Raw genomic sequence first — 19547 nt, forward strand, 5'->3', positions numbered from 1 at the left:
TGTTCGTGAGTTCTTCTGACGATCCGGCCGCACCCACCCAGCCCGAGCACGACGACACCCCGGAGCAGTACCGGATCCGTCAGGCCAAGCGTGAGCGCCTGCTCGCCGAGGGGCGTGACCCGTACCCGGTGCAGGTGGCGCGCACCCATTCGCTGGCCGAACTGCGGGCCGCGTACCCGGATCTGCCGGTGGACACCCAGACCGGCGACATCGTCGGGGTCGCGGCCAGGGTCGTGTTCGCCCGCAACTCCGGGAAGCTGTGTTTCGCCACCCTGCAGGACGGCGACGGGACCCAGCTGCAGCTGATGATCAGCCTGGCCGAGGTGGGCCAGGAATCACTCGATGCCTGGAAGGCGGATGTCGACCTCGGCGACATCGTCTTCGCGCATGGACAGGTCATCAGTTCACGGCGCGGCGAGCTGTCTGTGCTGGCAGATTCCTGGCAAATAGTCTCCAAGGCATTGCGGCCGCTCCCGGTGGCCCACAAGGAGATGAGCGAAGAATCTCGGGTCCGGCAACGTTACGTCGACCTGATCGTCCGTCCCGAGGCGCGTGCCGTTGCCCGGCAGCGCATCGCGGTGGTGCGTGCGGTGCGGTCGGCACTGGAGCGCCGCGGGTTCCTCGAGGTCGAGACGCCGATGCTGCAGACCCTGCCCGGCGGCGCGGCCGCCAGGCCGTTCGTCACGCACTCCAATGCCCTCGACGCCGATCTGTATCTGCGAATCGCGCCGGAGTTGTTCCTCAAGCGCTGTCTCGTCGGCGGATTCGAGAAGGTTTTCGAGTTGAATCGGAACTTTCGAAACGAGGGTGCGGATTCCACACATTCCCCGGAATTTGCGATGCTGGAGACTTATCAGGCCTATGGCACATATGACGATTCGGCCACCGTCACCCGTGAGCTGATTCAAGAAGTGGCCGACGAGGCCCTTGGTACGCGCGAGGTCCAGCTACCCGACGGCAGTACGTATGACTTGGACGGCGAATGGCAGACGCTGGAAATGTATCCGTCGCTGTCGGCGGCACTCGGTGAAGAGATAACGCCGGAGACCAGCCTGCAACATCTGTTGTCCATCGCCGAACGTCTCGAGGTCGAGATTCCCGCCGATCGCGGTTATGGACACGGGAAATTGGTCGAGGAACTGTGGGAACACACCGTCGGTGAAACCCTGTGGGCGCCCACCTTCGTCCGTGACTTCCCAGTGGAGACGAGCCCGCTGACACGTGCTCACCGCAGCATTCCCGGTGTCACCGAAAAGTGGGATCTCTATGTGCGTAAATTCGAATTGGCCACCGGTTACTCCGAGCTCATCGACCCGGTGATTCAGCGCGAACGTTTTGTCGCGCAGGCCGCCGCGGCCGCCGCAGGCGACGATGAGGCGATGCGCCTCGACGAGGATTTTCTCGCCGCTCTGGAGTACGCGATGCCGCCGACGACGGGTACCGGAATGGGTATTGATCGCCTGTTGATGGCATTGACGGGGCTGACGATTAGAGAGACAGTTTTGTTCCCGATTGTGCGCAGACACTCAAACTGACTGCATATCCGCAGTGGTTGTTGAATGAATTCCATCCGTATGCAAGCATTACCGCAGGGGTTCGGGGTGAATCTACGAGTGGCCACAGAAGGGTCGTGTGAGCTATATGGCAAAGAAAGTGACCGTCACACTAGTTGACGATTTCGACGGCGAAGCCGCCGCAGATGAGACCGTCGAATTCGCACTGGACGGCGTGAGCTACGAGATCGATCTTTCTTCGAAGAACGCCTCGAAGCTGCGCGGCGACCTGAAGCAGTGGGTCGAGGCCGGCCGCCGCGTCGGTGGCCGCCGCCGGGGCCGTTCGGCGGGCACGGGCCGCGGGCGCGCTGCCATCGATCGGGAACAGAGCGCGGCCATCCGGGAATGGGCCCGCCGCAACGGACACAATGTGTCGACCCGCGGGCGTATCCCCGCCGAGGTCATCGACGCATTCCACGCCGCGACGTAATTGACCCTCGCAAAATAATTGCCGGTAGCCAGCTCGTCCCTCGGCTGATCCGGGCCACTCCGCTCCTTCGCTCACGGCGAACTCATCTCGGTGCTTTTCGGGAAACGTTCGGCGGTCGTCGCGCGTTATGTCTGCAACGGCGGCACCAAGGCTGGACACCAAGAGCGGCACGGGTTTCCCCCGACCACTAGAGTGGACGGCAGGTGCGGTGCCCTGTGCAGCTCATGTACAGCGCACGTGGCCGCCCTATGTGAGGAAGCGCAGGTAAACCGATGTTCGAGAGATTCACAGACCGTGCCCGTCGGGTGGTCGTCCTGGCCCAAGAAGAAGCCCGGATGCTCAACCACAACTACATCGGCACCGAGCACATCCTGCTCGGCCTCATCCACGAGGGTGAGGGCGTAGCGGCCAAGTCGCTCGAGTCGCTGGGCATTTCCCTGGAAGGCGTGCGCAGCCAGGTCGAGGAGATCATCGGCCAAGGTCAGCAGGCGCCGTCCGGCCACATCCCGTTCACTCCGCGCGCCAAGAAGGTGCTCGAGTTGAGCCTGCGCGAGGCGCTGCAGCTCGGCCACAACTACATCGGCACCGAGCACATTCTGCTCGGCCTGATCCGTGAGGGCGAGGGCGTCGCCGCCCAGGTGCTGGTGAAACTGGGTGCCGAACTCACCCGGGTGCGCCAGCAGGTCATCCAGCTGCTGTCCGGTTATCAGGGCAAGGAAGCTGCAGAAGCCGGTACCGGTGGACGCGGCGGCGAGGCGGGCAACCCGTCCACGTCGCTGGTGCTCGACCAGTTCGGCCGCAACCTGACCGCCGCCGCGATGGAGGGCAAGCTCGACCCCGTCATCGGCCGCGAGAAGGAAATCGAGCGGGTGATGCAGGTGCTGAGCCGCCGCACCAAGAACAACCCGGTGCTGATCGGTGAGCCCGGCGTCGGTAAGACCGCCGTCGTGGAGGGCCTGGCCCAGGCCATCGTGCACGGCGAGGTCCCCGAGACGCTGAAGGACAAGCAGCTCTACACGCTCGACCTGGGCTCGCTGGTCGCCGGCAGCCGTTACCGCGGTGACTTCGAGGAGCGCCTGAAGAAGGTGCTCAAGGAGATCAACACCCGCGGCGACATCATCCTGTTCATCGACGAGCTGCACACGCTGGTCGGGGCGGGTGCCGCCGAGGGCGCGATCGACGCCGCCAGCATCCTGAAGCCGAAGCTGGCCCGCGGTGAGCTGCAGACCATCGGTGCGACCACCCTCGACGAGTACCGCAAGTACATCGAGAAGGACGCCGCGCTGGAGCGCCGCTTCCAGCCCGTGCAGGTCGGTGAGCCCACCGTCGAGCACACCATCGAGATCCTCAAGGGTCTGCGCGACCGCTACGAGGCGCATCACCGGGTGTCCATCACCGACGGTGCGCTGGTGGCCGCGGCCACGCTGGCCGACCGCTACATCAACGACCGCTTCCTGCCGGACAAGGCGATCGACCTGATCGACGAGGCCGGGGCCCGGATGCGCATCCGCCGGATGACCGCACCGCCGGACCTGCGCGAGTTCGACGAGAAGATCGCCGACGCGCGCCGGGAGAAGGAATCCGCGATCGATGCGCAGGACTTCGAGAAGGCCGCGAACCTCCGCGACAAGGAGAAGACCCTCGTCGCACAGCGCGCAGAGCGTGAGAAGCAGTGGCGCTCAGGTGACCTCGATGTCGTGGCCGAGGTCGACGACGAGCAGATCGCCGAGGTGCTCGGTAACTGGACCGGTATCCCGGTGTTCAAGCTGACCGAGGCCGAGACCACGCGTCTGCTGCGCATGGAAGATGAGCTGCACAAGCGGATCATCGGCCAGGAGGACGCCGTCAAGGCGGTCAGCAAGGCCATCCGGCGTACCCGCGCCGGCCTGAAGGACCCCAAGCGTCCGTCCGGCTCGTTCATCTTCGCCGGCCCGTCCGGTGTGGGTAAGACCGAGCTGTCCAAGGCGCTGGCCAACTTCCTGTTCGGCGACGACGACGCGCTCATCCAGATCGACATGGGCGAGTTCCACGACCGCTTCACCGCGTCGCGGCTGTTCGGTGCCCCTCCGGGCTACGTCGGCTACGAAGAGGGCGGCCAGCTCACCGAGAAGGTGCGCCGCAAGCCGTTCTCGGTGGTGCTCTTCGACGAGATCGAGAAGGCCCACCAGGAGATCTACAACACGCTGTTGCAGGTGCTGGAGGACGGCCGTCTCACCGACGGTCAGGGTCGTACGGTCGACTTCAAGAACACCGTGCTGATCTTCACGTCCAACCTCGGTACCTCGGACATCTCCAAGGCGGTCGGGCTCGGCTTCACCCAGGGTGGCGGCGAGAACAACTACGAGCGGATGAAGCTCAAGGTCAACGACGAGCTGAAGAAGCATTTCCGCCCGGAGTTCCTGAACCGTATCGACGACATCATCGTCTTCCACCAGCTGACTCAGCAGGAGATCATCGAGATGGTCGACCTGATGATCGGGCGGGTGTCCAAGCAGCTCGCTGCCAAGGACATGACGATGGAGCTCACCGATCAGGCCAAGTCGCTGCTGGCCAAGCGGGGCTTCGATCCGGTGCTGGGTGCGCGGCCGCTGCGCCGCACCATCCAGCGTGAGATCGAGGACGCTTTGAGCGAGAAGATCCTGTTCGACGAGGTCGGTCCGGGTCAGGTCGTCACCGTCGACGTCGAAGGCTGGGACGGCGAGGGCGCCGGCGAGAACGCCAAGTTCACCTTCGCCGGACGGCAGCGTGCTGCCTCCACCGACGAGGCGGACCTGGCGGCCACCGCGGCCGAGTAACGCTGTGTACCCAAAGCCCCCGACCGGAGTATCCGGTCGGGGGCTTTGGCGTAGTATCCGTACTGCTCTCGACGGACAACGGAATCTGGTGTAATCCCAGAACGGTCGCGCCACTGTGAAAGTCAGACCCGACGCCTGTCAACCCGCTTTTTACCTGGGACGCGAACTCCCGAAAGGATCGGATATGACTTCTGCTGAGGCACCCAAGGCGCTCGGCGCCAGGGCCCGCGCCATCGACCTCTCCGCCGCCTCTGCGGTGGTGTGGCTGTCGGCGACCGCCTTCCTCGCACTGCTCGTGCTCTACTTCGTCGGGATGGATCAGGGTGCGACGTCGGTCTTCGGCGCCAACACCGTCATCCACGAATTCGTGCACGACGCCCGGCATCTGCTCGGCTACCCCTGCCACTAGACGCCGGAAGCAGAAACAACTCCGATGGAAAAAAGAATCATCGGGCGCGGCCTGCTGGCCGGCGCCCTCGGCGGTGTACTCGCATTCATCTGGTCCTGGATCTTCATCGAACCGGTCATCGACCGCGCGATCGAGTTCGAGGACGGCGTCAGCGCAGCCCATGAGGCGATCGAGCACGGTGGCCATGCCCACGAGCACGGCGCCGAAGGTGGCATCGAGATCACCCGCACCGTGCAGTCCACGATCGGCCTCGGCTTCGGGCTGGTGGCGTTCAGCGTCGCCATGGGCGCACTGCTCGCGGTGCTCTTCTGTGTGGCCTACGGACGGATCGCCGGACCGGCGGGCAGGAGCGCAGCGACCGGGGAATCAGCGTTGTCTGCCCGGGCCACCGCGGTGCTGCTGGCCGGTGGCATGCTGATCTCGCTGTGGATCGTGCCGTCGCTGAAATACCCGCCGAACCCGCCCGCGGTCAGCCTGGACGAGACGATTCAGCAGCGCACGCTGCTGTACCTGTTGTTGACGGTGCTCTCGGCGGCGCTGCTGGTCGGGTCGGTGCTGCTGGCCCGCAAGCTGGCGCCCAAGTTCGGTGCGTGGAACGCCTCGCTGCTCGGCGCGGCCGACTACATCGTGTCGATGGCCGTGGTGTTCCTGCTGATGCCGACCATCTCCGAGACACCCGGACCGATCACCGACGATGCGGGCACCATCCTCTTCGGTGCCTTCCCGGCCGATGACCTCTACGAGTTCCGGCTCTACTCGCTGGGCACCCAGGTCGTGATGTGGACGACCATCGGCCTGGTGTTCGCCGCGCTGGTGTCGCGTCTGCTCGACCAGAGGCAACGCGACGAAGTCACCGTGTGAGTGAGGTCGTCCGGCTGACCCTCGTATCGCATGGCATGACCGATGCGATGGCGGCCGGACGATTTCCCACCGACGAGCCCCTCAATGATCTCGGCCGCCGTCAGGTCGGCGGCTGTACCGGACTCGGAACGTTCGACGCGGCGGTATGCGGACCGGAACAGCGGACGGTGCAGACCGCCGGGCAGTTGGGTGTGCAGGCCCTCATCGAGTCGGGTATCGCAGACCTCGACCATGGCCGCTGGCGCGGCAGTGCACTCGACCAGGTCGGTGCCGCCGAGATGACGACCTGGCTCACCGATCCGACGGCGGCCCCGCACGGCGGGGAATCGATCCTCACCCTGTGCAGGCGGGTCGGGGAGTGGATGGACGCCGTCGCGCTACGGCGCGGACGCCTGCTGGCCGTGACGCATCCGGCCGTGATCCGGGCGGCCATCGTGCACGTCCTGAATGCTCCACCGAAGTCGTTCTGGCGCATCGACATCGAGCCCGCCAGCGTCACCACCATGCACTACCGTGGGCACGCCTGGACGCTCAGGTCGCCGGGATGAGATCGAACGACTGCGTGGCGATCGACAGCAGCCAGGTCGCCGCGGTCAGGCTCCGGTACTCCGGCCAGTTGAGCTGGTAGCTCACCACCCACCCCTGACCGGCGCGGTCCTCGGCGTACCAGCTGAAGGTCAGATCGCCGGGCAGGTTCCCGCCCTTGGCGCCGACATAGCTCCACTTCGAGCGGTCCAGTTCGATTCCGGGAGTCGCCGAGAGGATGTCGCGTACCGGTGCGGCCGGCCCGTGGGCGGCGACCTGAAGCGCGGCGTGCACACGGCAGATGTCCATCGGGGTGCCGTACCACTCGATGCCGTAGGGCGATGCCGGCGTCCGGTTGAGCATCGGATCCGGTTCGTAGGGAAGGGCTCTGGTGTGCTCGAGCATCTCGGCCCGGTGCGCACGCGAGGCCGTCTTCCATTCCTCGCGGACGTCTGGTTTTCCCCAGCCGATGGCGAACAGCTCGTAGGTGCTGGGGAAGGGGGTCATGGACGACGGGTCGTGGTGACGTGCTGTGACCAGGGCGCGCTCGACCCCTCCCGGACCGAGGCGGGCCATCAACATGTCGGTGGCCATATTGTCGCTGGCCGAGATCATCTGCTGCGCAGCATCTTTCACCGATACCATGGCGCCGGGTTCGAGATCGTTGAAACCGGCGGAGCCGACCGCCTTGTTCGCCTCGGTGATGGTGAGCTGTTCGTCCCAGCGCAGCGTTCCGTCGTTGACGGCCTCGGCGACCGCGAGCAGCACGTAGAGCTTGAAGATGGATGCCAGCGGCATCGGCCGGTCGACGTCGGTGCCGGCCACCTCGGTGCACTCGCCGCCGGAGACCTTGGACACCTGATAGGCGTAGCCGGCGCCGGACTCGGCGATCTCGGCATCGATATCGGGCCACTGCCGGATGGTCGGCTTGTCGATCTCGACCTCGAAGCGATCGACCAGGCCGCTGTCGCCGGTGCGCATCGTGACGGTCTGCCCGACGCTGTAGGAGTTCCGGACGTGCAGCGTGGCCTGCCCGGCACCCAGCGATATGGCCGTCACGGTGATCGGGCGGTCCGCCCACAACCGGTCCATCGCCGCGCCGACCGGTTCGACCATCTGGGGTTCGGCCAGCGTGCCGACCGTCACGGTGCCGATCGGCCAGTCGGAGTTGACCATGTCCAGCAGCTGCTTGGCGCGCAGCCCCTGTGGGGTGTTGGTGTCGATGTGCATGCCGTACGCCGCCTCGGCGACCGGCGGGCCGGTGTGTGCGCAGCTGGTGGCGAGCAGGACCACGGCGGTGGCCAGCGCGCCGGCACCGAGCGCGCGCCGCGGCGTGCTACTTGCCAGTCCCCGCAACGTCCAACACAACCTCGAACTCCAGCAGTGACGCGCCGGTGGAAACCGGCTTGGTCTGCTGTCCGGCGTGTGCCTCGACGGCCGGCCCCTGGGCCCACGCCTGGAACGCCTCATCGGACTCCCACTGGGTGACCACGAAGTAGCGGTTCTCGCCCTTGACCGGGCGCAGCAGTTGGAAGCCGAGGAAGCCGGGCTGGTTGTCCACGGCGTGTGCGCGATGAGCGAACCGCTTCTCCAGCTCCGGGCCTGCGTCGGCCGGTACCTCGATGGCATTGATCTTCACGACGGGCATGCGGTTCAGGCTACCCGGACCCGGTCGCGGCAGGATGGCGGCATGCGGAGCGATCTACTCACTTCCCGCGGCGGCGCCGAGGACACCGGCGGCGAGCCACTCGTGCTGGTGCACGGGCTGATGGGCCGCGGCAGCACGTGGTCGCGGCAGCTGCCGTGGCTGACCCGGTTCGGCCCGGTGTACACCTACGACGCGCCCTGGCACCGCGGCCGTGATGTCAGCGATCCGCACCCGGTCAGCACCGAGCGTTTCGTCGAGGATCTCGGGGCGGCGGTGGCCTCGCTGGGCCGCCCGGTGACGCTGGTCGGGCATTCGATGGGCGGGCTGCACTCCTGGTGTCTGGCCGCCGAGCGCCCGGATCTGGTGAGCGCCGTCGTGGTCGAGGACATGGCGCCGGACTTCAGGGGCCGAACCACCGGCCCGTGGGAGCCCTGGCTGCAGGCGCTGCCCGTCGAGTTCGGCTCCGCGCAGCAGGTCTATCAGGAGTTCGGGCCGGTCGCCGGGCAGTACTTCCTGGAGGCGTTCGACCGGACCGAGACGGGTTGGCGGCTGCACGGGCACACCGCCCGCTGGATCGAGATCGCCGCCCAGTGGGGCGTCCGCGACTACTGGCCGCAGTGGCAGGCGGTGCGCGCCCCGGTGCTGCTGCTGGAGGCCGGTGGCACCGTCGCGCCGCCGGGCCAGATGCGGCAGATGCACGAGACCGGTTACCGGACAACATATCTGCACGTTCCGGGTGCGGGTCATCTGATCCACGATGATGCGCCGGAGGTGTACCGCGAGGCCGTGGAGTCGTTCCTATCGGCGCTCGCCCGAGGCGCTTGAGGCCGGCCAGGACGGCTGATCCTCGAAGCGGGTCCGGATGGCATCGATATCGTGCATCGCCCGCAGGCCGTCGCGGTCATCGGGATGACCGCTGCCGGCAAGCCTGCCGACGAAGGGCGCCGCGGCGCTGAACTGGTCCAGGTGTAGCCGCAGGATTCCGGTGCGGCGGGCGATCCGGCTGAGCGTCCACGCCAGGGCGAACGGCGCGAGCAACACGGCGATGAGTGCGAGGTAGGTCAGTGGTGTAGTCATGGCAGTAAGTCTCCGTTGATAAATATCCGGCCAACAGTGGCAGGAACGACACCTTGAGATAAAATGCTGCCATGGCAATAGCGAGCGTATCGGTGCTGGTGCTGGACGGTCTAGCGATTTTTGAGTTCGGCGTGATCTGCGAGGTCTTCGGCATCGACCGCTCCTCCGACGGTGTCCCCAACTTCGATTTCAAGGTGTGCGGACCGGAAGCCGGCCGGCCCATCCGCACCGCGGTCGGTGCCACCCTCATCCCGGACCACGGGCTAGACGACCTGGTCGGCGCGGACCTGGTGGCCATCCCGGCGATCAGTGGCTCCGACTACTCGCCCGCAGCACTGGCCGCGGTCCGCAGGGCCGTCGACTCCGGTTCGACGGTCCTGACCGTCTGCTCCGGTGCATTCCTGGCCGGTGCGGCGGGCCTGCTGGACGGCAGGCCGTGCACCACCCACTGGATGCACGCCGACGACCTGGCCGCCGCCTATCCGACGGCACGGGTGGACCGCAATGTGCTGTTCGTCGACGACGGGAACCTGATCACCAGCGCGGGCACCGCCGCGGGCATCGACGCCTGCCTGCACCTGGTGCGCCGCGAACTGGGTGCCGAGGTCACCAACAAGATCGCCCGACGGATGGTGGTGCCGCCGCAGCGCGACGGTGGCCAGCGCCAGTACATCGACCAGCCGATACCGGTGCGCTACTCGGAAGGCTTTGCCCCGCAGCTGGATTGGATCCTGGCGAACCTGGACAAGCCGCACACCGTCGCGAGTCTCGCGGCGCGCGCAAACATGTCGGCGCGCACCTTCGCCCGGCGGTTCGTCGACGAGACCGGGCGCACCCCGATGCAGTGGGTGACCGATCAGCGGGTGCTCTATGCGCGCCGGCTGCTCGAGGAGACCGACCTGGACATCGACCGGGTGGCCGATCGCTGCGGGTTCGGCACCGCAACGTTGCTGCGACACCACTTCCGGCGCATCATCGGCGTCACGCCATCGGATTACCGGCGCAGGTTCTCCTGCGACGACGCCTGCGAGGCGACCGCCTGACCGCCCTCGCCCGCCAGCGCGAACAGCCCGGCGGCGGTCTGCTCGACCAACCCGTCGACCAGCAGCGAATCCAGCGCCCGGTCGCGTTGCGCGGTATCGGTGAGCCACACCACGTCCAGCTGTGCCCGGGTGACCGGCGCGGCGCTGGCCCGCAGCACATCGAGCAGCCGCCCGCGGCACTGCCGGTCGGTTCCGGCGTAGCGCTGCACCCGCCGCGCCGGTGTGGCGGCCGCCGGGTACCCGGCGTTGCGCCAGCGGCAGCCACGCAACGGGCACAGGCCGCACTTGGGGGAGCGTGCGGTGCAGACGATGGCCCCGAGCTCCATCAGGGCGGCGGAGAATCGCGGCGCCGCATCGCCTTCGGGCAGCAGTGCGGCGACCTCGTCGAGATCGCGTGCGCTGGCCGGCGCCTCGGCGCAGCCGTGCATCACCCGTGACACCACCCGGCGGACATTGGTGTCCACCACGGGGACCCGCTGCCGGTAGGCGAAACACGCGATGGCCCTTGCCGTGTACGCGCCGACACCCGGCAGCGTCAGCAGGGTCTCCACGTCGGAGGGCACCTCGTCGCCGTATTCGGTGGCCAGGGTGACCGCACATTCGTGCAGGCGCTTGGCCCGGCGCGGATAACCCAACTTGCCCCAGGCGCGCAGCACGTCGGCGGGGCCGGCCGCCGCGGTGGCCGACGGCGTCGGCCACCGGGCCACCCAGGCCAGCCAGATCGGCTCCACCCGGTTCACCGGGGTCTGCTGCAGCATGAACTCGCTGACCAGGATCTGCCATGCGGTCACCGCGGGTCGCCGCCACGGCAGGTCCCGCTCGGCCACGTCGAACCAGCCCAGTAGCTCCTCCGGGTCGATGCCGGCATCAGGCTCGGGCACAATGACGGTCATGCCCAATTCGAATCCGATCTCCGCGTGGAAGGCACTCAAAGAGGGTAACGAGCGTTTCGTTGCCGGACAGCCAGAGCACCCGAGCCAGGGCATCGAGGACCGCGCCCGGCTCACCGAGGCGCAGAAGCCGACGGCCGTGCTCTTCGGCTGCGGTGACAGCCGCGTCGCCGCCGAGCTCATCTTCGACCAGGGCCTCGGTGACATGTTCGTCGTCCGCACCGCGGGCCACGTCATCGATTCCGCGGTGCTCGGTTCCATTGAGTACGCCGTCGGCGTGCTCAACGTGCCGCTGATCGCGGTGCTCGGCCACGACAGTTGCGGCGCGGTGAAGGCCACGCTGAACGCACTCGACGAGGGCGACATCCCGGGCGGCTACATCCGCGACATCGTCGAGCGCGTCATGCCCTCCATCCTGCTGGGCCGCCGTGACGGGCTGACCAGGGTCGACGAGTTCGAGGCCCGCCATGTCGCCGAGACCGGCGCCCAGCTGCTGGCCCGCTCGACACTCATCGCCGACCGGGTGGAGTCGGGCGACCTGGCGATCGTCGGACTGACCTATCACCTGGCCGACGGCCGGGTGGCGCTGCGCCACCATCTGGGCGATATCGGCGAAGCCTGACCGATACCACACCCGACACGCCGACACGCCTCGAACGACTACACGCGAGCGCGGCTTACCGTTGAGGTCGTGCTAGACACCGAGACCCCGCGCCAGATGCCACCGGAGATCTACCGGCGCCGCAGGGCGCTGGCCATAGGTGTCGCAGTGGTCGTGATCGCCATCGTCGCCGCCATCGTGGCCGTCGTGGTGGCCAACAGCGCCGGGTCCGAGGGCGCCACCGCCGATCCGTCGGCCAACACCGAAGCCGCGCCGCCGCCCACCCCGCTGCCGGGTGAGGAGCCCGGTGTCAAGACCCCGGTCGTTCCGCCCGCCGCGCAGGCCCCGCCGCCGGTGCCGACACCGACGACGGCGGTCGTTCCGCCCCCGGTGCTGCAGGAGGGCGATGACTGCCCGGACTCCACCCTGGCGGTCAAGGGCATCACCAGCGCGCCCGACTATGTGATGGGCGATCAGCCGAAGTTCACCATGGTCGTGACCAACATCGGGTTGGTCGCCTGCCAGCGTGATGTCGGGGCCGCCGTGCTGGCCGCCTACGTGTACTCGCTGGACAACAACCGCCTGTGGTCGAACCTGGACTGCGCGCCCTCCAACGAGACGCTGGTCAAGACGTTCAACCCGGGCGAGCAGGTCACCACCGAGGTCACCTGGACCGGGATGGGTTCGGCGCCCAACTGCCCGCTGCCGCGCGAGCCGATCGGGCCGGGCACCTACAACCTGCTGGTTCAGCTCGGCAACCTGCGGTCGGCCTCGGTGCCGTTCGTCCTGGCCGAAGCCGCCCCGCCGCCACCGGCCGACGCGGCGCCGCCCGCGGACGCACCGCACGAGGGTGACGGACAGGCGCCGGGCTGACAGCTCTAGGCCAGCTGGTCGGCGATCGTCGACTCGGCCAGCTGGGACAGGCCCTCCCTGATGTGGCGGGCCCACATCGAGCCGATACCGTCCACCGACTGCAGGTCGGTGGCGCTGGCCGCGAGCACACCCTGCAACGAGCCGAAGGACCGCACCAGCAGATCGACATGGGCGAACTGCAGTCGCGGGATGCCCGCCATCGCCCGGTAACCCCGTGAACTCATCGCGGAGTCCTGCGCCTCGATGGTCGACGGGTAACCGAAAACTCTTGCGAGAGCAGTGAAGTCGAGCAGCTCATTGTCCGAGAGGGCATCCAGTTCCTCCAGCGTGGCGCTCACCTGGGCGGCGCTCGGCGGATCCGGATTGGCGTGATAATCACGCATGATGAGCTCGCGGGCGGTGTCGTTGCCACCGACGAGCTCCTCCAGCTGCAGCTTGAGCTGACGGCCGTCGGTGCCCAGTTCGACGACATCGGCGTCGATCTCCAGGCTGATCCGGCGGACCATCTCCAGACGCTGGGCCACCGTCATCACATCGCGCAGCGTCACGAAGTCCTCGATCTCCGCGGTGGACAGCTGCCGGTTCACCTCGTCGAGCCGGGACTTGTAGCGCTCCAGGGTGGCGATGGTCTGGTTGGCCCGGGACAGGATGGTCGGGGTGTCGGGCACGACGTGCCGCTCACCGGCCGCGTACACGGTGACGATGCTCATCGAATGGCTGACCGAGATGACCGGGTAGCCGGTCTGCACGGCGGCGCGTTCCGCGGAGCGGTGCCGGGTGCCGGATTCGTCGGTGGGGATCGACGGGTCGGGCACCAGCTGCACGTTGGCCTTGAGGATGCGGGTGCCGTCACTGGAGAGCACCACCGCGCCGTCCATCTTGGACAGCTCGCGCAGTTTGGTCGGTGCGTAGCGGACGTCCAGGTTGAAGCCGCCGTCGCAGATGGCCTCGACGCTGTCGTCGTAACCCAGCACGATCAGCGCGCCGGTGCGGCCGCGCAGGATCCGTTCCAGGCCGTCCCGCAGGTCGGTGCCCGGCGCCAGTCGGCCGAGTGTCTCGCGCAGGGTGGGGCGGGCCAGATGTACCACGCTCCGGCTGCCTCTGGACTTCACCGCCATCGCGCCTCCTAGGATCGGCCGCCATTGTTGCCGATCGACCGGAGCGCCCGCAATGCCGTGCCGATGTTGTCCGCGGTGGTCAGCCGCAGACCGGCGGGCACATCCTTGACCCCGGGCGGCACGATGGCGTCGGTGAAACCCAGCCGGGCCGCCTCGGCGAGCCTGCGGTCCATCCCGCTGACCCGGCGCAGATCCCCGGCCAGCCCGACCTCGCCGATGGCGATCGCGGTCGCGGGCAACGGGACGTCGATATAAGCGGACCCGATCGCCATGGCGACGGCCAGGTCCGAGGAGGGATCGGTCAGCCGCATTCCCCCGACCGTGGACAGGTAGATGTCGTGCCGCCCGACCGGCAAATTGGCCCGCTTCTCCAGGACGGCGGTGATCATCGCCGCGCGCGCGGAATCGATACCGCTGACCGCGCGGCGCGGATTGGTGGCCGGTTCCTGTCCGATCAGGGCCTGCACCTCACCGATCATCGGGCGCTTGCCGTCCAGGGTGACCGTGATCGCGGTCCCGGACACCGGGGTCGGACGCTGATCCAGGAACAGCCCGGACGGATCGGCCACGCATTCGATACCGCTGTCGTGCAACAGGAAACAGCCGACCTCGTCGGCCGCGCCGAAACGGTTCTTCACCCCGCGCACCATCCGCAGGGCCGAGGCCCGGTCACCCTCGAAGTGCAGCACCACGTCGACGAGGTGCTCCAGCGAGCGCGGCCCGGCGATGGCGCCGTCCTTGGTGACGTGACCGACCAGCAGCACCGCCACCCCGTCGGCAGCGCGCGCCATCTTGGCGTAGGAGGTCAGCGCGGTGGTGACCGCGCGCACCTGGGTGACGCCGCCGGTGACACCGTCGGCCTCGGTGCTGGACATGGTCTGCACCGAGTCGACCACCACCAGCGTGGGTTTGACCTGTTCGATGTGGCCGAGAGCGGTCGACAGATCGGATTCCGCGGCCAGGTACATCTCGTCGTGCGTGCATCCGGTGCGTTCGGCGCGCAACCGGATCTGCCCCGCCGACTCCTCGCCGGACAGGTAGAGCGCGCGCCGGCCCCCACTGGCCCAGCGGTGCGCCACCTCCAGCAACAGCGTCGACTTGCCCACCCCCGGATCACCGGCCAGCAGGGTCACCGACCCGGGCACCAGTCCGCCACCGAGCACCCGGTCGAGTTCGCTCACGCCGGTGGGAAAGTGCCTGGTGACACCGGGATCGATGGTGGTGATCGGCACCGCGGGTGAGGACGGCGCGACGGCGCGCCGGGTCGAACTGCCGTTCAGCGCGGTGAGTGCGGCGACTTCGTTGACGGTTCCCCAGGTGCCACAGTCCGGGCAGCGCCCGACCCATTTGGGCATGACATGACTGCAGTCGGAACACCGGTATTGCGAACGTACTTTCGAAGCCACACCGTGACGGTAGCCGTCACCCCTGACAGAACGTCAGATTCAGTGCCCGCCGCTTTCGCCGTGTCCGCCGCCGCCCCCGACGACGGGTTCGCCGTCGCGGCGCGCGACCTCGCCTGCCGAGATCGGCACGGTGAACGTGCTGGCGCCGGCCTTCTCGAAGGTGAAGGTGAAGTCGTAGGTGAGGCCGTTGGAGATCGGTTCGGTCAGCGTGACCTGCGCCTGGACCTCGTCCTCGCGCTCCACCATGCCGAGTGCGTCATGGCCGTCGGGGTTGCCGACCAGCAGCAGGCCGTTGGCCGGGATCTCGGCGTCGCCGGTCAGCGTCACCGAGCCGATGTCGGAGGTGATCGACACCAGCTTGTCGTCCACATCGGCCGAGTTGTTGGCCGCCGCGAAGATGAGTTCGGCCTCGGTGCCGGGCTGCACGTAGTCGCTGGTCTGCGGCGCACGCAGGAAAACGTTGCGCAACGCGATGTTGCCCACGGCGTCGACGGTGCCGTTGACGGCGGGTTCCTGAACCGCGGTCTGGGACACCTGGCCGGCGCTGCAGCCGCTGAGGGCGAGGCCGGCGATCAGGGCGCCGGCGGCCAGTCGGGACGCGCGCACGTTGGAGCGGTTCACTGCGACCACTGGAGCCTCCTGCTCAACCGAACTGATTCGACTATGCACTGTAGTAGGTGGTGATCCGGCGCGGTAGCCGAGGGCTTCCCAGCGCCGCGACGAGGTCCGAACTGGGCGCCCGGACAGCCGTCCACGTGCATGTATCCTCCCCGGTGTCAACCCCTAGTCTTTGGTCTCAGTGCCCCTGACCTGCATTGTTGTTCCGCGTCTGTCCGGCCCTCGTGCTAACATTGAGGTGTGAAAGGGGCTCGAAACTGATGATTTTCAAGGTCGGAGACACCGTTGTCTATCCACACCACGGTGCTGCGTTAATCGAGGCGATCGAAACCCGGACCATCAAGGGCGAGCAGCGAGAGTATCTCGTCCTGAAGGTGTCCCAGGGAGATCTCACTGTTCGTGTTCCCGCTGACAACGCCGAGTACGTGGGTGTGCGTGATGTGGTCGGGCAGGAGGGCCTGGACAAGGTCTTCCAGGTGCTGCGCGCACCGCACACCGAAGAGCCGACCAACTGGTCGCGCCGGTACAAGGCGAATCTGGAGAAGCTTGCCTCCGGTGACGTGAACAAGGTCGCCGAGGTCGTTCGCGACCTGTGGCGTCGCGATCAGGAGCGCGGCCTGTCCGCAGGCGAGAAGCGCATGCTCGCCAAGGCTCGTCAGATCCTCGTCGGTGAGCTCGCGCTCGCCGAGAACACCGTTGACGCCAAGGCCGAGATCATTCTCGAAGAGGCGCTCGCGGCCGCGTCCTAGCCGTCACGAAGCGACGATGTGACGGATCTGCGCGTCGGTCTCGGAACCGACGTTCATCCCATCGAGGCTGGGCGACCGTGTTGGTTGCTGTGCCTGAAGTTCGACGAGGCTGACGGCTGCGCCGGTCATTCTGACGGTGATGTTGCCGCTCATGCGTTGTGCGATGCGCTGCTGAGCGCAGCCGGCCTCGGCGATCTCGGTGTCGTGTTCGGCACCGATCAACCCCAGTGGCGCGGTGTCGGCGGCGCAGACATGCTCCGCCATGTGCACGGTCTGCTGACGACCGAGGGTTTCCGGGTGAGCAACGCCGCCGTTCAGGTGATCGGCAACCGGCCCAAGATCGGGCCGCGCCGCACCGAAGCCCAGACCCTGCTCTCAGAACTGCTCGGCGCGCCGGTTTCGGTGTCGGCCACCACCACCGACGGACTCGGCCTGACCGGTCGCGGTGAGGGTTTGGCGGCCATCGCGACTGCCCTTGTGGTCGGTCCGGAACAGTAACGCCACCAGGCTGGTGCGGCTGACGCCGGAAGGCCGGTAAGCTGGCACGTCGTGACTGGACTGCGGCTTTACGACACGATGGCGGGAGCCGTTCGTGACTTCGTGCCGTTGCGCCCCGGCCACGCCTCGATCTATCTGTGCGGTGCCACCGTTCAGGGGCAGCCTCATATCGGGCATGTGCGCAGCGGTGTGGCTTTCGATGTACTGCGGCGGTGGTTGACCGCCAAGGGCTTCGACGTCGCCTTCGTCCGCAACGTCACCGATATCGACGACAAGATTCTCAACAAGGCCGCCGATGCGCGCCGCCCGTGGTGGGAGTGGGCCGCGACCTACGAGCGCGCCTTCACGGCCGCCTACGAGGCGCTGGGCGTGCTGCCCCCCTCGGTGGAGCCGCGCGCCACCGGGCACATCACCCAGATGGTCGAACTCATCGAGCGGATGATCCAGCGTGGCCACGCCTATGAGGGCGGCGGCGACGTCTACTTCGATGTGCTCAGCCTGCCCGAATACGGCAAGCTCTCCGGGCACCGAATCGACGATGTGCACCAGGGCGAAGGCGCCGCGACCGGTAAACGCGATCCGCGCGACTTCACCCTGTGGAAGGGCGCGAAGCCCGGCGAACCGTCGTGGCCGACACCGTGGGGACCCGGGCGCCCGGGCTGGCACACCGAATGTGTGGCCATGTGCGAGGCCTACCTGGGAGCGGAGTTCGACATCCACGCCGGCGGCATGGATCTGGTGTTCCCGCACCACGAGAACGAGATCGCCCAGGCCGAGGCCGCCGGCGACGGTTTCGCCCGGTACTGGTTGCACAACGGCTGGGTCACCATGGGTGGCGAGAAGATGAGTAAGTCGCTGGGCAATGTCTTGGCGATTCCCGCTGTGCTGCAACGGGTTCGGGCCGCCGAGCTGCGCTACTACCTGGGCAGCGCGCACTACCGGTCGATGCTGGAGTTCTCCGAGAACGCGCTGACCGACGCGGCCAAGGCCTACAGCGGTATCGAGGAGTTCCTGCACCGGGTGCGTAACCGGGTCGGCACGGTGGAACCCGGGACCTGGACCGACAAGTTCGCCGCGGCTCTCGATGACGATCTGTCCGTGCCGATCGCGCTGGCCGAGGTGCACACCGCGCGCGCCGAAGGCAACCGTGCGCTCGACGCCGGTGACCACGAGGGCGCGATGGCAGCGGCACGGTCGATCCGGGCCATGATGGGCATCCTGGGATGTGACCCCCTCGATGAGCGCTGGGAGACCCGGGACGAGACATCGGCCGCGATGGCGGCGGTGGATGTGTTGGTGCACTGGGCACTTGCCGGCCGCGCCGAGGCGCGTGAGAAACGTGACTGGGCTGCCGCAGACGCCATCCGGGACCGGCTCAAAGAGGCAGGCATCGAGGTCACCGACACCGCAGACGGACCCCAGTGGTCGCTGACCGAAGGGGAGAATTAGCAATGGCCGGAAACTCACAGCGCCGCGGCGCCATTCGCAAAGAAGGCACCAAGAAGGGCCCGGTCGTAGGGTCCGGCGGCGTCCGCAGACGCGGCCTGGAAGGCAAGAAGGCGACGCCGGCGGCCAAGGACAGGCCGCACCATCCGGCCGCCAAGAAGGCGGCCAAGGCCGCACGCGCCGCCCAGGGCCGGCACCGCAAGACCGACGAGACCGAGGTCGTCCTCGGGCGCAACCCGGTGGTGGAATGCCTGCGCGCCGGTGTGCCCGCCACCGCACTGTGGGTGATGCTCGGGGTCGACGCCGATGAGCGGATCACCGAATCCGTGCAACGCGCAGCGGATTCCGGTATCTCGATCCTGGAGGTCCAGAAGCACGACCTGGACCGGATCGCCAGCAACGGGCTGCACCAGGGCCTGGCGCTGCAGGTGCCGCCCTACTCGTACACCCATCCCGATGACCTGCTCAAGGCCGCCCAGCGCGACAGCGTCCCCGCCCTGCTGGTGGCGCTGGACAACATCTCCGATCCGCGCAACCTCGGCGCCATCGTGCGCTCGGTCGCGGCATTCGGCGGCCACGGTGTGGTCATCCCGCAGCGGCGTTCGGCATCGGTCACCGCGGTCGCCTGGCGGACGAGTGCCGGTGCGGCAGCACGCCTTCCGGTATCGCGCGCGACAAACCTGAACCGCACCCTGAACAGCTGGTCGGACGCCGGCCTGCAGGTCGTCGGCCTGGACGCCAAGGGCGACACCGAACTCGACGAACTGGATGCCTCCGGGCCGATGGTGGTCGTGGTGGGCTCGGAGGGCAAGGGCCTGTCCCGGTTGGTGCGGGAGAACTGCGACGTCATCGTCTCGATCCCGATGGCCGGTCCCACCGAATCGCTGAACGCCTCGGTGGCCGCCGGTGTGGTGCTCGCCGAGATCGCCCGGCAGCGCCGCAGCTAGCAAACCCGGTTACCGCGTTCTTCCCGCGCGGACACCACCTGCACGTTATGGTCGACGGAC

General features: G+C 67.6%; 21 protein-coding genes. 14 read left to right on the plus strand and 7 right to left on the minus strand.

What is annotated here, in order from left to right; translation table 11 throughout:
- Positions 1-5: 5 nt before the first annotated feature.
- From lysS to ASE48_RS29865, 6 genes are all read left to right on the plus strand, one after another.
- A complete protein-coding gene (lysS, locus tag ASE48_RS29840; protein WP_057170825.1) occupies positions 6-1535 on the plus strand; it encodes a lysine--tRNA ligase in 1530 nt (509 codons plus the stop codon).
- Between the two features lie 106 nt (positions 1536-1641).
- Positions 1642-1983 carry a histone-like nucleoid-structuring protein Lsr2 gene (lsr2, locus tag ASE48_RS29845; RefSeq protein ID WP_057170951.1) on the plus strand — a complete coding sequence of 114 codons (342 nt, stop codon included), beginning with the start codon at positions 1642-1644 and terminating at the stop codon, positions 1981-1983.
- 272 nt (positions 1984-2255) lie between these two features.
- Entirely contained in the window at positions 2256-4778 is a 2523-nt protein-coding gene (gene clpC1 / locus ASE48_RS29850) for an ATP-dependent protease ATP-binding subunit ClpC (protein ID WP_057170826.1), read from the plus strand.
- Between the two features lie 184 nt (positions 4779-4962).
- Positions 4963-5187 (plus strand): CbtB domain-containing protein, encoded by a 225-nt coding sequence (locus ASE48_RS29855; protein WP_057170827.1) that lies wholly within the window; start codon positions 4963-4965, stop codon positions 5185-5187.
- Positions 5188-5211: 24 nt separating this feature from the next.
- The gene (locus ASE48_RS29860; protein WP_057170828.1) at positions 5212-6048 is read left to right on the plus strand and encodes a CbtA family protein; all 837 of its coding nucleotides are present in this window, start codon (positions 5212-5214) and stop codon (positions 6046-6048) included.
- Positions 6045-6596 carry a histidine phosphatase family protein gene (locus ASE48_RS29865; RefSeq protein WP_057170829.1) on the plus strand — a complete coding sequence of 184 codons (552 nt, stop codon included), beginning with the start codon at positions 6045-6047 and terminating at the stop codon, positions 6594-6596. Before ASE48_RS29860 ends, ASE48_RS29865 begins: the two co-directional genes overlap by 4 nt.
- Here ASE48_RS29865 and ASE48_RS29870 read toward each other — a convergent pair.
- Entirely contained in the window at positions 6580-7929 is a 1350-nt protein-coding gene (locus ASE48_RS29870) for a serine hydrolase (protein WP_442928784.1), read from the minus strand. The two genes, ASE48_RS29865 and ASE48_RS29870, sit on opposite strands and share 17 nt — an antisense overlap.
- Positions 7910-8221 carry a mycobilin-forming heme oxygenase MhuD gene (gene mhuD, locus ASE48_RS29875; protein WP_057170830.1) on the minus strand — a complete coding sequence of 104 codons (312 nt, stop codon included), beginning with the start codon at positions 8219-8221 and terminating at the stop codon, positions 7910-7912. The genes ASE48_RS29870 and mhuD overlap by 20 nt, the downstream gene beginning before the upstream one ends.
- A gap of 42 nt (positions 8222-8263) precedes the next feature.
- Here mhuD and ASE48_RS29880 point away from each other — a divergent pair, with 42 nt between their 5' ends.
- Positions 8264-9046, plus strand: coding sequence for an alpha/beta fold hydrolase (locus ASE48_RS29880; protein WP_057170831.1), 783 nt, complete (start codon positions 8264-8266; stop codon positions 9044-9046).
- Here the strand turns inward: ASE48_RS29880 and ASE48_RS29885 are convergent.
- Positions 9020-9298, minus strand: coding sequence for a hypothetical protein (locus ASE48_RS29885; RefSeq protein ID WP_057170832.1), 279 nt, complete (start codon positions 9296-9298; stop codon positions 9020-9022). The genes ASE48_RS29880 and ASE48_RS29885 overlap by 27 nt on opposite strands.
- 71 nt (positions 9299-9369) lie before the next feature.
- Between ASE48_RS29885 and ASE48_RS29890 the strand changes: the two genes are divergently transcribed.
- Complete coding sequence (locus tag ASE48_RS29890; protein ID WP_057170833.1) at positions 9370-10341, plus strand: helix-turn-helix domain-containing protein; 972 nt, start codon at positions 9370-9372, stop codon at positions 10339-10341.
- Here ASE48_RS29890 and ASE48_RS29895 read toward each other — a convergent pair.
- Positions 10293-11234 (minus strand): A/G-specific adenine glycosylase, encoded by a 942-nt coding sequence (locus ASE48_RS29895; protein ID WP_057170834.1) that lies wholly within the window; start codon positions 11232-11234, stop codon positions 10293-10295. The genes ASE48_RS29890 and ASE48_RS29895 overlap by 49 nt on opposite strands.
- On the opposite strand from ASE48_RS29895, the gene ASE48_RS29900 reads away from it, so the two are divergent.
- Positions 11233-11853: a carbonic anhydrase gene (locus tag ASE48_RS29900; protein WP_057170953.1), complete on the plus strand. Its 621-nt coding sequence runs from the start codon at positions 11233-11235 to the stop codon at positions 11851-11853. The two genes, ASE48_RS29895 and ASE48_RS29900, sit on opposite strands and share 2 nt — an antisense overlap.
- Before the next feature lie 69 nt (positions 11854-11922).
- On the plus strand, positions 11923-12705 hold the full coding sequence (locus ASE48_RS29905) for a hypothetical protein (protein WP_442928785.1): 783 nt from the start codon (positions 11923-11925) through the stop codon (positions 12703-12705).
- A 5-nt stretch (positions 12706-12710) separates the two neighbouring features.
- Here ASE48_RS29905 and disA read toward each other — a convergent pair whose 3' ends face one another.
- The 3 genes from disA to ASE48_RS29920 are packed head-to-tail and all read right to left on the minus strand — an operon-like array spanning position 12711 to position 15859.
- The gene (gene disA / locus ASE48_RS29910; protein WP_057170835.1) at positions 12711-13823 is read right to left on the minus strand and encodes a DNA integrity scanning diadenylate cyclase DisA; all 1113 of its coding nucleotides are present in this window, start codon (positions 13821-13823) and stop codon (positions 12711-12713) included.
- An 8-nt stretch (positions 13824-13831) separates the two neighbouring features.
- Positions 13832-15229: a DNA repair protein RadA gene (gene radA, locus ASE48_RS29915; RefSeq protein ID WP_268766340.1), complete on the minus strand. Its 1398-nt coding sequence runs from the start codon at positions 15227-15229 to the stop codon at positions 13832-13834.
- Positions 15230-15268: 39 nt separating this feature from the next.
- Entirely contained in the window at positions 15269-15859 is a 591-nt protein-coding gene (locus ASE48_RS29920; protein ID WP_082614528.1) for a hypothetical protein, read from the minus strand.
- 248 nt (positions 15860-16107) lie between these two features.
- Here ASE48_RS29920 and carD point away from each other — a divergent pair, with 248 nt between their 5' ends.
- From carD to rlmB, 4 genes are read left to right on the plus strand one after another with little or no spacing between them, the layout of a single operon-like run.
- The gene (gene carD / locus ASE48_RS29925; protein ID WP_057170837.1) at positions 16108-16596 is read left to right on the plus strand and encodes an RNA polymerase-binding transcription factor CarD; all 489 of its coding nucleotides are present in this window, start codon (positions 16108-16110) and stop codon (positions 16594-16596) included.
- 18 nt (positions 16597-16614) lie between these two features.
- Complete coding sequence (ispF, locus tag ASE48_RS29930; protein ID WP_057170838.1) at positions 16615-17094, plus strand: 2-C-methyl-D-erythritol 2,4-cyclodiphosphate synthase; 480 nt, start codon at positions 16615-16617, stop codon at positions 17092-17094.
- A 51-nt stretch (positions 17095-17145) separates the two neighbouring features.
- Positions 17146-18543: a cysteine--tRNA ligase gene (gene cysS, locus ASE48_RS29935; protein WP_057170839.1), complete on the plus strand. Its 1398-nt coding sequence runs from the start codon at positions 17146-17148 to the stop codon at positions 18541-18543.
- 2 nt (positions 18544-18545) lie between these two features.
- Entirely contained in the window at positions 18546-19487 is a 942-nt protein-coding gene (gene rlmB, locus ASE48_RS29940) for a 23S rRNA (guanosine(2251)-2'-O)-methyltransferase RlmB (RefSeq protein WP_057170840.1), read from the plus strand.
- Positions 19488-19547 lie beyond the last annotated feature (60 nt).

This window comes from Mycobacterium sp. Root265, assembly GCF_001428895.1.
GTDB lineage: Bacteria > Actinomycetota > Actinomycetes > Mycobacteriales > Mycobacteriaceae > Mycobacterium.